Source organism: Mesorhizobium sp. B2-4-7, assembly GCF_006442685.1.
In the GTDB taxonomy this organism is placed as follows: domain Bacteria; phylum Pseudomonadota; class Alphaproteobacteria; order Rhizobiales; family Rhizobiaceae; genus Mesorhizobium.
The window spans coordinates 1-13580 of the sequence record NZ_VFVH01000003.1; the positions used below are offsets into that span (position 1 = coordinate 1).

The 13580-nt window shown below is 59.7% G+C and carries 11 protein-coding genes and 1 tRNA gene; 8 read left to right on the forward strand and 4 right to left on the reverse strand.

The window, feature by feature from the left end:
• The 6 genes from FJ946_RS30965 to FJ946_RS10070 all read left to right on the forward strand — a co-directional run.
• On the forward strand, window positions 1-252 hold a 252-nt coding region (locus FJ946_RS30965; protein WP_210240564.1), incomplete at its 5' end, for a hypothetical protein.
• Window positions 253-455: 203 nt separating this feature from the next.
• Window positions 456-1595, forward strand: coding sequence for a helix-turn-helix transcriptional regulator (locus FJ946_RS10050; protein ID WP_140565818.1), 1140 nt, complete (start codon window positions 456-458; stop codon window positions 1593-1595).
• 419 nt (window positions 1596-2014) lie between these two features.
• The gene (locus tag FJ946_RS10055) at window positions 2015-3745 is read left to right on the forward strand and encodes a hypothetical protein (protein ID WP_224680635.1); all 1731 of its coding nucleotides are present in this window, start codon (window positions 2015-2017) and stop codon (window positions 3743-3745) included.
• Between the two features lie 235 nt (window positions 3746-3980).
• The gene (locus tag FJ946_RS10060; protein ID WP_140565821.1) at window positions 3981-4211 is read left to right on the forward strand and encodes a hypothetical protein; all 231 of its coding nucleotides are present in this window, start codon (window positions 3981-3983) and stop codon (window positions 4209-4211) included.
• Window positions 4212-4724: 513 nt separating this feature from the next.
• Window positions 4725-5264 carry a hypothetical protein gene (locus FJ946_RS10065; RefSeq protein WP_140525777.1) on the forward strand — a complete coding sequence of 180 codons (540 nt, stop codon included), beginning with the start codon at window positions 4725-4727 and terminating at the stop codon, window positions 5262-5264.
• 934 nt (window positions 5265-6198) lie between these two features.
• Entirely contained in the window at window positions 6199-7662 is a 1464-nt protein-coding gene (locus FJ946_RS10070; protein ID WP_224655980.1) for an AAA family ATPase, read from the forward strand.
• A 518-nt stretch (window positions 7663-8180) separates the two neighbouring features.
• Here the strand turns inward: FJ946_RS10070 and FJ946_RS10075 are convergent.
• A tRNA-Arg gene (locus tag FJ946_RS10075) sits at window positions 8181-8257 on the reverse strand.
• A gap of 85 nt (window positions 8258-8342) precedes the next feature.
• Entirely contained in the window at window positions 8343-9506 is a 1164-nt protein-coding gene (locus FJ946_RS10080) for a M20 aminoacylase family protein (protein ID WP_140500746.1), read from the reverse strand.
• Window positions 9507-9707: 201 nt separating this feature from the next.
• On the opposite strand from FJ946_RS10080, the gene FJ946_RS10085 reads away from it, so the two are divergent.
• Together FJ946_RS10085 and FJ946_RS10090 are read left to right on the forward strand one after the other, a co-directional pair.
• Window positions 9708-10868: a D-alanyl-D-alanine carboxypeptidase family protein gene (locus tag FJ946_RS10085; protein ID WP_140565825.1), complete on the forward strand. Its 1161-nt coding sequence runs from the start codon at window positions 9708-9710 to the stop codon at window positions 10866-10868.
• Between the two features lie 3 nt (window positions 10869-10871).
• Window positions 10872-11984, forward strand: coding sequence for a GTP-binding protein (locus tag FJ946_RS10090; protein WP_140565828.1), 1113 nt, complete (start codon window positions 10872-10874; stop codon window positions 11982-11984).
• A 12-nt stretch (window positions 11985-11996) separates the two neighbouring features.
• Here FJ946_RS10090 and FJ946_RS10095 read toward each other — a convergent pair whose 3' ends face one another.
• Together FJ946_RS10095 and FJ946_RS10100 are read right to left on the reverse strand one after the other, a co-directional pair.
• Complete coding sequence (locus FJ946_RS10095; RefSeq protein WP_181165390.1) at window positions 11997-12227, reverse strand: sulfurtransferase TusA family protein; 231 nt, start codon at window positions 12225-12227, stop codon at window positions 11997-11999.
• Between the two features lie 11 nt (window positions 12228-12238).
• Window positions 12239-13558, reverse strand: a complete 1320-nt coding sequence (locus FJ946_RS10100) for a murein L,D-transpeptidase family protein (protein WP_140500750.1) — start codon at window positions 13556-13558, stop codon at window positions 12239-12241.
• Window positions 13559-13580: the final 22 nt, after the last annotated feature.

Below are 13580 nucleotides of genomic sequence, written 5' to 3' on the forward strand. Positions count from 1 at the left end.
GGTGGGGGCAAGGGTGGAAGCAAGGGGTCAAGTCGTGACGGTGCGATGGAGATCGAAACCGGGCTGATACCCAGTTCAGTCAACGCAACAAACCCTACGCAGGTAAGATCTTTCAAAATTTTCGAAGGCAAGGGATGTCGCCGCGACTACGCACGGTTTTGCCCGACGAAACCGATGGGTAAATGCGACCTTGAAAGCCAGATCGAACGGCTTTCACCTGCGTGCAGAGATTTCGTCGAGAAGCATCGGTGAAGTCGCGTGGCTATTATGCTAATGTAGCTATCTCTCATTCGATGCGTCAGTCTGACGATAGGTCCTCAGCTGACCGTCTGTCGAGCATGGCCGCGGGAAATAAACATCCCTGGCCGGAGCCGGTTGCGGGGCCTGTAGCTGGAGGGCCGTCGACGGGCCATGAGGAGAAAAGGGCGAGAAACCGGGATCGCGACGCAAATCCTATGTCCGACAATCGGAACATTGCCGCTGCGATCGAGGCTTGCTACGACGCCGCGTTCGAGTTTAGGCAGTGGCCCGCAGCGCTTCAAATGCTGGCCCACTCCCTAGGAGCCACAAGTTGCGTTATCCGCACCTGCGATCCAACTCACCCGTTTCGTAGCGATCAGCGATCGCCGACCGCGCTCAGACCCGATTCGACCGAACATGCCGAATTCGCCGCCCTTTGGATCGAAAGAATCGAAGGTGCTCCCGATCCGCATGAACGTAGACCGCGCAAGAGGTTGGCAAAACTGACAGACAGCTTCGTTGTCGAGGATGAGATCACCACTCGTGATGAGCGCGAGGTTCTCCCTTATTACCAAGAAATCGCGCGTCCAGGCGACCGGGAATGGTGGGCTGCAATAGACTTCATGGTGAAGGATCGAAGGTGGATGCTCTCGATGTTTCGTGACGCTCATAAGGGGCCATTCTACCGGAATGAAGCCGAGGATTTCTTGGCGATCGCTCCGTCGATGGTTCGCATCATCAGTGCTGCGGAAAAGGTTTGGGAAACGGCAGTCGAACCGAACCTGGCCATTCTGGATCGGATGGGAAGCGCAGCGCTGTTGCTGAATTGCCGAGGCCGCGTCACCCGCTACAATAAACACGCGGAAGCTCTGCTTGGTACTGGCCTCGTTATCCACGGTGGTCGTCTCCGGGCGGCAGATCGGCCCAGTGATTCACGCTTGCAGAAATTGATCGCAGGCGTGGTCAGCCAATGCGGCGACTTGAGCGACGGGGAGCCCGTTTTGATTGCTCGCGAGGGTTCGCCATGGCTTCTTGCTGAAGCCATTCCGATGACCTCGTTCGTCCATGACCTCTTTAACGGCGGAGACGCGCTCCTCTATTTTACCGATCTTGTGGCCGAAACGGCGCTACCCAAGCAACTGATAAGGCACGCCTTTCAACTAACAGCAGCCGAAACGCGGCTGGCCTGCCGCCTTGCCGATGGCCGAGGTATCGGCGCGGCAAGCTCTGCCCTGGGAATTGGCCGTGAAACCGCCAGAACCCAGCTCCGTGCAATATTCTCGAAAACAAGCACCGGAAGTCAGGCGGAACTCGCGAAGCTCTTGTCCCGATACCAAGGGTCCTCCACGCATTGAAGTCGCGGTGTCACCCGTTCGGGTGAAGCCCTGACGGTCCAAGGGTTGCACTCTGCGCTGAATCGGGGCCGTGGCACTTCACAACAACAGGCGCCGGTCTCGATCCGATACGTCTCAAGCGGGGCGGCCGGTCAGACGATATTTGGTTTTTGCAACGGTGCGTGCCTGAATCCCTCTGATGTCCGACTAGTGCCTTCGGGCCGAAGAGGTGAGCAGAAAACATCGCGTCCGCTATTACATTAGCAGTAGGAAATATATTGCCAAACGGCGGCGCGAGGCGGATCATCAACGCCCGCACCTCCGATCGAGAATTGGAAAGACAGGGCTGATCGGAGCTTGCCGATCGTACCGAACGCCAGGAGGTTCAGATGAAACTGCGTGCTTGCCTGCCAAGTGCAGGATGGACAGCTATTGCCTTAATGAGTTTCGGCACAGGTGCTGCCATTGCTTATGCCGCGGACAGTCCGTTGCAGTCGCAGCTTGCGGCGCCAAGAGTATCGTTGCCGGGGGAACTCGACATCACACACTGCGTCGCTCTGGCCGCTGCCGGCCAATCACTGGCCCCGCAAGACTTGAAGGCCTACGAGGAGGCCCAGCCGCCATTGTGGGATGACCTGGGCTCCCTGAGCTATCCGATCAGCACAAAGAGCGCCGATGCCCAAAAATACTTTGACCAGGGGCTGCGGTTCGCCACCAACTTCAATCACGCGGAGGCGCGACGCGCCTTCCGCAAGGCACAAAGCCTCGATCCCGACTGTGCGATGTGCTTCCTCGGCGAGGCACTGGTCCTGGGCCCGAACATCAACGTGCCGATGGATCCCACCGCAAATGCACCAGCGATCACTGCTCTTCGAAAGGCGCAGGCGCTTTCATCCGGTGCCACCGAGAAGGAGCGGGGACTGATCGAGGCGGTCGCCACGCGGTATTCCGAAGATCCCAAGGCCGATCGAAACACCCTGAACGCCGCCTTCGCCGATGCAACTGCGGCGCTTTCCGACAAATATCCTGACGATCTCGAACTCGCTGTGCTGGCCGCAGAGGCCGGCATGGACACGCAGCCTTGGGACTATTGGCAGCCGGGCGGCAAGGAACCCAAGGGCCGCACCGCCGACATCCAGAGGCGGCTGGAAGGCGTTCTCGCCAGGAAGCCCGACAATCCGATGGCGATTCACCTCTACATTCATCTTGTTGAGGCCTCGGATCGTCCGGAGCGCGCCGAGCCCTACGCGGACCGGCTAGCAGCGCTGATGCCGGGGGCCGGACACATCGTCCATATGCCGAGCCACATCTACTATCGCGTCGGCCGCTACACGGATTCGCTGAAGTCCAACGAAGCTGCCTCGAAAGTGGACGAGACCTATCTCGCCGAAACCGGCGCTACCGGTGTCTATCCGCTCGGCTACTATTCCCACAACGTGCACTTCGTATTGGTTTCGGCCCAGCTCCTCGGTGACTCGAAGACGGTGCTTGCAGAGGCTGAGAAGCTGGACAAGTTTCTGACTAACGAGGTGGCCACGGCAATACCGATCGTGCAGCCGGTGAAGGCAGCTCCGTATTTCGCCTGGGCGCAATATGCCGAACCCGATGCGATCCTGGCTAAGGCCGAGCCGGCCGGCGCGCCGCCTTACATCACATCGATGTGGCACTATGCGCGCGGCGTCGCCCTGGCCGAGAAGAAGGACGCCTCGGGCGCGCGAGTCGAGGCGGACGCCATCCACAAGATCGCTCAGGAAACCGACTGGTCGGTGCACGATGCCTGGGGAATCCCGGCATTGTCGGTCCTGCAAGTGGCCGAAGATGTCGTACGTGCCCGCGCTGCGCAGGCCGAGAATGACGTCGGCGGCTCGATAGCCTTCTGGAAGAAAGCGGTCGAAACGGAGGACACGATCCCCTACATGGAGCCTCCGTACTGGTATTATCCCGTGCGGCAGTCCCTCGGTGCCGCCCTCCTCAAGAACGGTCAGCCGGCGGACGCGGCGAAGGAGTTTGTGGCGGCGCTCCACCGCGCACGCAGCAGCGCCTGGGCACTGTTCGGGCTGCAGCAGGCGGCGGAAGCCCAAGGCGATACTGCCGCCGCAACGAAAGCCGCGGACGAACTTTCCAAAGCCTGGAAGGGCGATCCGGGCATGCTGACGCTGGAACGGCTCTGAACCTCATCCCGGACGGGACCGCTGCGGTCCGTCGACCGGGCTCCAACCAATCAACCAATTTCCGATTTGTCGGAACGTCTGCAAGCGCTTTTCTGACGTTATTCGAACGGTAGAAATCCGCATGCAGGTTCCGTACAGATGACCGATGCGACCCCGGTGATCGGCTCTGGTTTCAGTCCGATTCAGGTCCGACAGTATCCGGCTTAGCAGCAAAACGTGGTGATCCCGACAGTCCATGGCGAACCAGTCTCCGTTTGAGAATTCCCTGATAACGGGCAAAAACTGGGAGTTCGCGAGAAACGAGCGCTTTGCATGGGGCGGAAAATCAATATTGCATTGCGATGTCAGCTACTTAGCGGAACATTCCCTGCGCGGTGGATCAGGAAAATTCGCCCCGGACATCAGGAAAATCACGCAGCCAGGGATGATTCATCAGGGAAACCGGCTGTCGTTGCGCGGGATCTGATTGCGAGTTCTTGGGATCGAATTGTCGTAGTCCGGGAACGCCTTGCTGTATCGCAGGGAACGTAGGCGCGATTGCAATTGTGAAGTGATAAGGGGTGGCAACGATTTGACGCTTCCCGAAATTTAAATGCGACAGGCTGAGATCTGACTGTCGGATTGGAAGTCGGACGGCAGGAAAAAGAGGGGCGTCTTCGCCCAAGCGTTCCATTGAAAGTCGTCGGCTGGACCTCGCGTGCGCATGCATATCGGTCGCGGAGAACATCGTACAGCTGTGCAAGCCATCGGCACACAATAGCGTTGTTGGGGCGTCTCGGGATCAAGGCAGACTTTGCATGGCTCTGGCCATCGACGAGCCGTTCGCAAATCTGGTCGGTTATCTCCGCAGAACACTTGGTCGGGCCATAGATGTCCTTTTGCGGTCTGGGCGCATGCTTTCATTTTTTGGGCAGCGCCGCCCTACTTGCTCGGCTTCTGCATTGGTGATCTTCTGTCGAAAAATAATGGAGGAATGACCATGTCAGACGCGAGACAAGAACCGTCCCAGTCGACTCAACAAACAGAGGAACAGAAGAGAAGTGCAGGTACTCGCGGAAAATTTTCCGATATTTCTATCAGCGAGCTGAGCTTAGATGAGGCCATAGCACTCAAAGCCTTGCGAAAATTCGACTTCGAATTCGTCGACTACAATGTCTACGACACGCTTAGTAATTTCGGTGGCGGGACGCTCGTGCTAGTTGAGACTTTTCGGCAACCGGAGAACGAAGTTGGACGAGTGGCTCATGATTATCAAGTGCTTGTAAAAAATGGAAAGGGAATAGTCTACAACGACTACACTCAAGCCTTGCGTCTCGGCTCAGAGCGGGCGGATTTTCTGTCTCGACTGGTTTCCCCGGATACAGTTCTCGCGCTTCTGACCCTTGTTTTGGTGGCAGCGTTCTTGGCGTTCTGGGGGGTTTTCAAAGAAAAGACCCCGGAAGTGTTGGGTGTCGCTCTCACAACGGTCATTGGCTTTTGGTTTGGGCGTCAATCGAGGACAACGTCAAACACAAAATGACCAGATGCAATGCGCCTCACTTTCGGTGGTGTGACTAGCTGAAAAGCGGGGCAAGACATGGGTAGTATGGCACTCACTAACTCCTTGGAGGAGGACAATGGCATCTCGGGTGACGATCGATGAACAATTGCATGACACAAATGGCGGTGGGACCAGGCGCGATCCTGCACTGAGCCGTCAATTCACTGTAGCCTGCCCGCTTGGCACTTGTGTAACGTTCAAGTCGACTATGTATTCATTGACGAACAGGTACTTGTATTTCCTAGTGAATTTATGGTGATCCCGACAGGAATCGAACCTGTGACCTACAGATTAGGAATATGATTCGCGCCAGAAAAACGCAATAAACCAATTGCTTAATGAGCACCTTTTTTATTCTACGGGATTCTACGGAATTGTAGCGTTGTACTAACCAGCGCTGTCCAGATTATCTGGACGTCAATCGCCTATCACGCTCAATGAACGGGGCTCAGGGATAAGACCATGAAGCGCAGCGAGCCGCTGCGAGGAAGGCGAAGGTCGACGCGGGAGCGCCGGCTAAACCCTCACCGCCATCGCAGACGAGATGAACGATAATGACGAGCCAAGACTTCACGGCGAGGCCGGTCGAGCGCCACAGCCAGTGAGGGCTTGGCGAGGTCAGAAGGCGATCTTTCTTCGCAACGGCCTCATGTTGACCAATTGATCCGTCGGGAAACGAGCTAGTGGTCAAAACTTGACGCTTGATACCCGAAACGGAACACCGCTGCCGACCTCCTTACGGTCGTTCGGGATCCTTCTTTCGCCTACTACAACTGCCACTGATCAGTCAGCCGCCGCTGGCAGGGATGCGGAAAACGAACGCATGGTAAAAGTCCAAGCCGCTATCTACAGACTCTCCCTATCCCATCCCGTTTTCCGATGCCATATAGGCGATGAAATAACGGGGGCAACTTTGAAAATAAACGAACTAAAAGGGCGCTCTGCCCATCTCACTAACCTGAACAACATCAACGTAATTATGGGTCGCAACGGCGCGGGAAAGAGCCGCTTCCTTCGTGACATCGAGGAAGCAACCAGCCAGAATAAGCAACTCTTTTATGTTCGCTATGTCAGCCCTGAACGGGCTGGGTCGTTCAAGCGCGATGGTGCCGTCCTCACAAATATGAGTAATGACCCCACTTGGCTGCGGCAAGTACGGGCAGTTAATCAGGCCAACAACTTCAAAGCCGCATCGGCGATGCTGTTCCGCGAAGCCGAGACGCTTTATCTACGTCGCCTAGCCAGCACTCCAGAAATCCGAATGGACCCCACGCGCAACTTCCAGACAGATCGGCTGAGTAAGGTAAATCAGCTGCTCACCAATATCTCGCTTGAGATGGGTAACGCCGATTTCGAGTTTCGTTCGCTGGCCGATGGTCAGCTAGTAATCCCAGATCAAATCAGCAGCGGCGAATCGGAAGCCGTAGCTCTGGCTTCCGAGATTCTCTATTTCTTTGATACGATAGACCCTGCCAAGACGAATATACTGCTCCTTGATGAGCCGGACGTGCACCTTCACCCCGATCTTCAGGCACGGCTGGGTAAACTGATCATCGCCATGCTGGACGAGTTCAAGAGCTACGCGGAAAGCATTGCTGTATGCCTCTCCACGCATAGCAGCCCGCTGGTCTGTTCTCTCGCGGATTCGCAATATGTTTCGATCGGCACCAAGAGCTTCGCGGTCGATACGGTTGAACTCAAACCGACCAGCGCTGAGCTTCGCAAGGTTGCCCCGTTCTTCGGCCACCCCCTTTCACTTTCGCTAAGCGAAGACGCGGCGTTGATCCTCGAAGGCGAGGACGACGAACGCGTTTGGCAGCAGGCTGCGCGAACGTCGCAGGGCCGGATCAAGGTCTTTCCCGTGCTGGCCGGCAGCGTAGACCAGCAGGGCGAACTAGAGACCTTCTGCGTCAATCTGCTCGATACGCTCTACGACAACCCGGTCGCCTTTTCCCTTCGCGACGGCGACGGCGTGGTTGATCAGCCGCTCCAACATCGCCCACCTATCAAGCGCTACCGCCTGCAATGCTATGCAATTGAAAACGCCCTTTTGACTGACCCCTGCCTTGCCGTGATGGGCACGACCTGGGAGGGTTTTGTCGCTGCGGCAACGAAATGGGAGGCTGAAAATCAGGGACACGCAGATAGAACGCTCATTAACGAGCTTGCCGAGTCCAATGATCGGCTGCGGCATAAGAAAATCAAGAAGGTCCGCCAGCTCGTCTGTGCGGTGCTCGAGTGCAAGAAGCCTTGGGAGGTCGTGGTTGGTCAGGCGATCGGAGCGCTAACGAACGAGGATCTCGCAAATTCGAACATGCTGATTGATTTCCTCGGGGCGGAAATGGTCAGCGACATCATCTTCAGGAACGGGGCATGAGCAACATTGAATAGCGCGAGACCTCGATCTTAGCTGCTGTCAAGGATCAGCCAGTGTTGGCTCTCCGCCGCCTGTCCCTACCCGGCGCAATTCGTTGAAGAGATAAACGGCAGCTTTCCCGGCGTAACGGCCCGAAACTTGCGGGTCTGCTCCCACGATGAGCGGGCCTACGGCTCCGGAACCAAGCGTCAGAGTTTGACCACTAGCGACTTGCAAAGGGTCTTCGCACTGGCTGGGCTAATGGTGACGACGCTGGAGCGGGGGAAGGACGCCGTGGTGTCGACTTCGTTGCGTCTCGTGCGAAGTGCCTCGTCAGCGGGACATCGTCGATGACCGGTCGAGACATGCAACTGAAGCTGTCAAACCATGTCAAGCAGTTCTGCGCAAATCCGTAGAATGGGTTCATTCTACGGATTCTTGGTCATGGAAAGTGACGAGATTCACGACTATTCGCGTAGAATGGCGATCGAGCCTTTCGGAGCCGATCACCTAAGTATCTCATCTTGCTTAGTTTTTAGTGGTGATCCCGACAGGAATCGAACCTGTGACCTACAGATTAGGAATCTGCCGCTCTATCCTACTGAGCTACGGGACCACGCGGCCCGACACATAGCCGCTTCCGATCGTTTCGCCAAGGGGCGGGCCGAACACAATCGGCCGGCCCCTGCCGCCGCCAGGCCTCAGGCGGCGAGCGCGGTTTCGGCCAGCTTCACCCAGTAGCTCATGCCGTGCGGGATGGCTTCGTCGTTGAAGTCATAGGCCGGGTTGTGAAGGCCGGCGGTGTCGCCATTGCCAATGAAAATGAAGGCGCCGGGCCTGGCTTCAAGCATGTAGGAGAAGTCCTCGCCGCCCATCACCGGCTGGATGCCGCGGTGGACATGAGCGTCGCCGGCGACGTTTGCCGCGACGTCGCTGGCAAAAACCGTCTCTTCCGCATGGTTGAAGGTTACGGGGTAGTTCGCCTGGTAATCGACCTCGATCTTCGCGCCGAAGGCCGTGGCCAATCCGTCGCAGATGGCACGAATGCGCTCTTCCGACTTCTTGGCGATTTCCTTGCGCAAGGTGCGCACCGTGCCTGCGATCTCCGCCGATTCCGGGATGATGTTGTAGGCGTCGCCGGCATGGAATTTGGTCACCGACACCACCACGGCTTCAACCGGGTCGGTGCTGCGCGAGGCGATCGTCTGCAGGGCGCCGACCAACTGGCTGGTGATGACGATCGGGTCGATCGTGCCGTGCGGCATCGCCGCATGGCCGCCGCGGCCTTTCACGGTGATGGTGAATTCCGCGGTCGCCGCCATGATCGCGCCCGGCCGGATGGCGAACTGGCCGACCGGCAGGCCCGGCATGTTGTGCATGCCGAACACTTTCGCGATGTCGAAACGCTCCATCATGCCGTCCTTGACCATCTCGTTGCCGCCGCCGCCGCCTTCTTCGGCCGGCTGGAAGATGACCGCCACCGAACCGGCGAAGTTGCGGGTCTCGGCGAGATATTTCGCCGCACCCAAAAGCATCGCCGTATGGCCGTCATGACCGCAGGCATGCATCTTGCCGGGAACGGTCGAGGCATAGGGCTTGCCGGTGATCTCGTTAAGCGGCAGCGCGTCCATGTCGGCGCGCAGGCCGATGGTGGCGCCTTCGCCCTGGCGGCCGCGAATGATGCCCACGACGCCGGTCTTGCCCAGCCCCGTCACCACATCGTCGCAGCCGAAGGCCTTCAGCTTCTCGGTGACGAAGGCGGCTGTCTTGAAGACGTCGAAATTCAGTTCCGGGGTCTGGTGCAGATGTCGTCGCCAGCCGGCAACCTCGTCCTGCATTTCGGCGGCACGGTTCAGGATTGGCATGATAGTTCCATCTCGCTGTTGGGGCAGGTCCGCTGCCTTGCAATTGTGATCGTCAGGCACTTTGCCATGTTGACGTCACATAGAGTAAATAGCACCGCAACAATGCGGTCCGTTTTTGAGGGCGGACTCATTTTGCTGGCGATCGCGTAAATCTTACGGAGCCAGGGGCGACTACGGCAAGAGGCGATTTCGGATTCGATCATGCGGCACAGGCATTTCCTCAAACTATTCTGCGCGGGCGCCGTGGCGTTCTCGGCGCTGGCCGGGCCGGCGCTGGCCAATCCGGTCGTGCTGTTCGACCTGAACAGCGGCAAGATCCTCCAGCATCAGGACGCGTTCAAGCGCTGGTACCCGGCATCGCTGAGCAAGCTGATGACGGCCTATGTGACCTTCCGGGCGATCGCGGCCGGCGAGGTCCGGCTCGATTCGCCGATCAAGGTAACGAAACATTCCGCCGCCGAGCCGCCGAGCAAGATGGGCTTCAAGCCAGGCTCGGTGATGCGGCTCGACAATGCGCTGAAGATGATGCTGGTCAAGTCGGCAAACGACATCGCCATGGCCGTCGGCGAGAATGTCGGGGGATCGCAGGCAGCCTTTGCCGAGCGCATGAACGCCGAAGCGGTCCGGCTCGGCATGAACGGAACGCATTTCGTCAATCCGAACGGGCTTTATTCGCCGGACCAGTACACCACAGCGCGCGACCTGGCCGTGCTGGTGACGGCGATCCGCCGCGAGTTTCCGCAATATGCGCCGTGGTTCTCGATCGAGGGGCTTGCTGTGGGCAAGAGGGCGATCCCCAACTACAACCTGTTGATCGGCCGCTATCCCGGGGCCGACGGCATGAAGACGGGCTTCGTCTGCCCCTCCGGCTTCAACATGATCGGTTCGGCGACCCGCAACGGCCGCACGCTGGTGGCGGTGGTGCTCGGCGAGAAGTCGGCGATCACCCGTGCCGAGGCCGCGGCCAAACTGCTCGACCAGGGTTTCGATACGCCTGCCGCCGGCTCAGCCACGATCGCCACGCTGGCGCCCTACGGCGACACCATCTCGCCCAACGACGTGCGGGACGAGGTCTGCAAGAAGAAGGCGCCGGCGGAGCAGTCCGAGGGGCCGCCCGCCGTCGCCAAGAACGTGCCGAAATCGCCCTACCAGGAAAAGCTCGACCATGTGCCGACGCTGGTTGCCGTCGGGCTTGGCGGCGCGACCGGCCCGACCCCGCTGGCCATGCTCGCCCAGGGCAGCCAGGAATACGCCGACGTGCCCATTCCGACCTGGCGGCCGGACAGACCGGCGCCCGGCGCCGGCCCGACGGTGGCGGGCTCGGCTGCGCAGGGCGACCAACCCGTCAAGGTTGCGAACTAGGCAATGAGTGGTTTTCCCATCCCTGTTTCCGTGCTGACCGGTTTTCTCGGCGCCGGCAAGACGACGCTGCTCAACCGGCTCCTGAAGGACCCGGCGCTGGCCGACACGGCCGTCATCATCAACGAATATGGCGAAGTGGCGATCGATCACCTGCTGGTGGAACAGGCGTCCGACGGCATCATCCAGCTTTCGGACGGCTGCCTTTGCTGCACGGTACGCGGCGAACTGGTCGACACGCTGGCCGATCTGGTCGACCGGCTGCAGACCGGCCGCATCGCCCGCCTTGCCCGCGTCATCGTCGAGACCACCGGCCTTGCCGATCCGGCACCGGTGCTGCAATCGATCATGGCGCATCCGGCACTGGTCCAGGCTTTCCGGCTCGACGGCGTCATCACCTTGGTCGACGCGGTCAACGGCGATGCCACGCTCGACGCCCATGTCGAGGCGGTCAAGCAGGTCGCCGTCGCCGACCGCATCGTGCTCTCCAAAACCGACCTGGTCGCTGGTCCGGATGGACCGGAAGCGCTGCGGACGCGGCTGCGGCAGATCAATCCGGGCGCCGAACTGCTGGCTGTCGACGATGCGAAAACGAGCGTCGCAGCGCTGTTCGACTGCGGCCTCTATAACCCGGCGACCAAATCAGCCGATGTGCGGCGCTGGCTCGGCGAAGAAGCGATGCATAACCATGATCATCATGATCATGACGGGCATGACCACGGGCACGGCCACGACCACGGGCACCGGCATGATCAGCGCATTCGCACCCACTCCCTGGTGCATGACGGCCCGGTGCCGTTCTCGGCCATCGAGATGTTCCTCGATCTTTTGCGCTCCACGCATGGCGAGCGCCTGCTGCGCATGAAGGGCGTCATCGAACTCGAGGAAGATCCGTCGCGGCCGCTGGTGGTGCATGGCGTGCAGAAAATCCTGCATCCGCCGGCTCGATTGCCGTCCTGGCCGGACGGCCAGCGCGGCACCCGGCTGGTGCTGATCACGCTCGACATGCCCGAAGACTATGTAAGGCGACTGTTTGCCGCCTTCACCAACCGGCCCTCGATCGACACGCCCGACCGCGCGGCGCTGGAGAACAATCCCCTGGCGATCGCGGGACGCTGACCTTTACGACAGCTATTCGCCGCGCTCGACCAGGAAGCGGTGACCGCCTGATATGGCGGATGTCTCTACGAGATGATGACCAGAGTCGGCGCAGAACGCCGGAATGTCGATAACGGCGAGCGGATCGGTCGTTTCCAGCCAGAGCCGGCTGCGGGGCCGCATCCCGGCCAGCCGCTTCTTCGCCTTCAGCACCGGCAAAGGGCAGTTCAGCCCCTTCAGATCGTAGACGGTGACGTCGGTCACGGCGAAAAATGTCAGCCGCCGAACATGCCGAGCAGCTTGTTCTTCAGCCTCGTCACGCGGCTCTCGTCGGCACTTGCGGCCTGCGTTTCGGCCGGCGGTGCGGGCTCGGCCGGCGCTTCGATCGTCGCGGTGGCGACAGGGGCTTCCTTGGCGGTCTTGGCCGCTTCCTTTTCGGCCAGCGCCTGCGCCTTGGCGGCTTCCTTTTCGGCCAGCGCTTGCGCCTTGGCCTGCTTGGCAGCTTCTATCGCGGCCAGCCGCTGCTCCTCGGCTTTTTGCTTCGCGGCCTTTTCGGCATCGAGCGCGGCCATCTTGCGGCCGGCGGGCGAATCGATGCGGCCCATGCGCGCCGTCTCGGTGACCGAGCCGTCCGAGTTGAGCGATGGCGGGTCGATCGGCACGCGCTCGCCGCGCGCACGGCGCTTGGACCAGTCGGAGACGATGCTGGCTTCCTTGATGCCGGCGATGGTGGGCTTGGGCGCCGGCGTGCTTGCCTTGAGGGCGCCGTTGAACGCAGCCTCATACGTGCTCTGATAAGCACTGTAGGCGCTTTTCAGCGAATCCGGCTGCGTGGACGCAGGGCAGGGGCCGGTCGGATTGAATGTGGTGCCTTCGGGAGCCACCTGGTTGAAGACGTAGCGCTTCTCGCAAACGTCGACTTTCGGCGGTACCTTGGTGATCTCGAAATTGTCGTAGCCGACCTTCAGCATCTTCCAGAATTCGTAATTCGGGTCGTTGCGGTAGCGCGCCATGTTGGCGGCGGTCATGCGGAACGGGAAGGCCTGGATCTGGAACTCGGTCTGGCCGCCCTGGAAGGCATCGCGGCCGAACGCATAGATCTGCTCGATCTGGGCATCGGTCATCGAATAGCAGCCCGAAGACGAGCAGGCGCCGTGCACCATCAGGTTGGAGCCGGTGCGGCCGTTGGCGCGGTCATAGGCGTTGGGATAGCCGATGTTGAAGGACAGATGGTAGTTCGAGCGCGGGTTCATCTGCGCCGGACGCACGGTATAAAAACCTTCCGGCGCCTGGCGGTCGCCCTCGGTGTATTTCGGCCCGAGCTTGCCCGACCATTTGCAGATATCGTAGCTGGCGACCATGTCGTAGCGGCCGTTGGTCTTGGCCTTCCAGATTTCGAGCTTGCCCTCTTCCTTGAAGATGCGCGCCATCACCGAGGAGGTGCGCACCATGCCCTTGGCCCTCATGTCGGCCAGGATCTTGTCGGGCAGGGGCTTGTTGGCCTCCGGGGCAAAATCCTTCATCGACGAATCATTGCAGCCGGCGACGGCTATCGCGGTGATGAGAATTCCGGTGCGGGCAAGCTTGGCAAACATGGATAAGGCTACGTCTTCTCTT

Excerpts from the sequence above, each read along its gene's own strand:
- FJ946_RS10050 (WP_140565818.1), top strand. The coding sequence starts at position 456 with ATGTCCGACAATCGGAACATTGCCGCTGCGATCGAGGCTTGCTACGAC.
- FJ946_RS10055 (WP_224680635.1), top strand. The coding sequence starts at position 2,015 with ATGAGTTTCGGCACAGGTGCTGCCATTGCTTATGCCGCGGACAGTCCG.
- FJ946_RS10060 (WP_140565821.1), top strand. The coding sequence starts at position 3,981 with ATGGCGAACCAGTCTCCGTTTGAGAATTCCCTGATAACGGGCAAAAAC.
- FJ946_RS10065 (WP_140525777.1), top strand. The coding sequence starts at position 4,725 with ATGTCAGACGCGAGACAAGAACCGTCCCAGTCGACTCAACAAACAGAG.
- FJ946_RS10080 (WP_140500746.1), bottom strand. The coding sequence starts at position 9,506 with ATGCCAATCCTGAACCGTGCCGCCGAAATGCAGGACGAGGTTGCCGGC.
- FJ946_RS10085 (WP_140565825.1), top strand. The coding sequence starts at position 9,708 with ATGCGGCACAGGCATTTCCTCAAACTATTCTGCGCGGGCGCCGTGGCG.
- FJ946_RS10090 (WP_140565828.1), top strand. The coding sequence starts at position 10,872 with ATGAGTGGTTTTCCCATCCCTGTTTCCGTGCTGACCGGTTTTCTCGGC.
- FJ946_RS10100 (WP_140500750.1), bottom strand. The coding sequence starts at position 13,558 with ATGTTTGCCAAGCTTGCCCGCACCGGAATTCTCATCACCGCGATAGCC.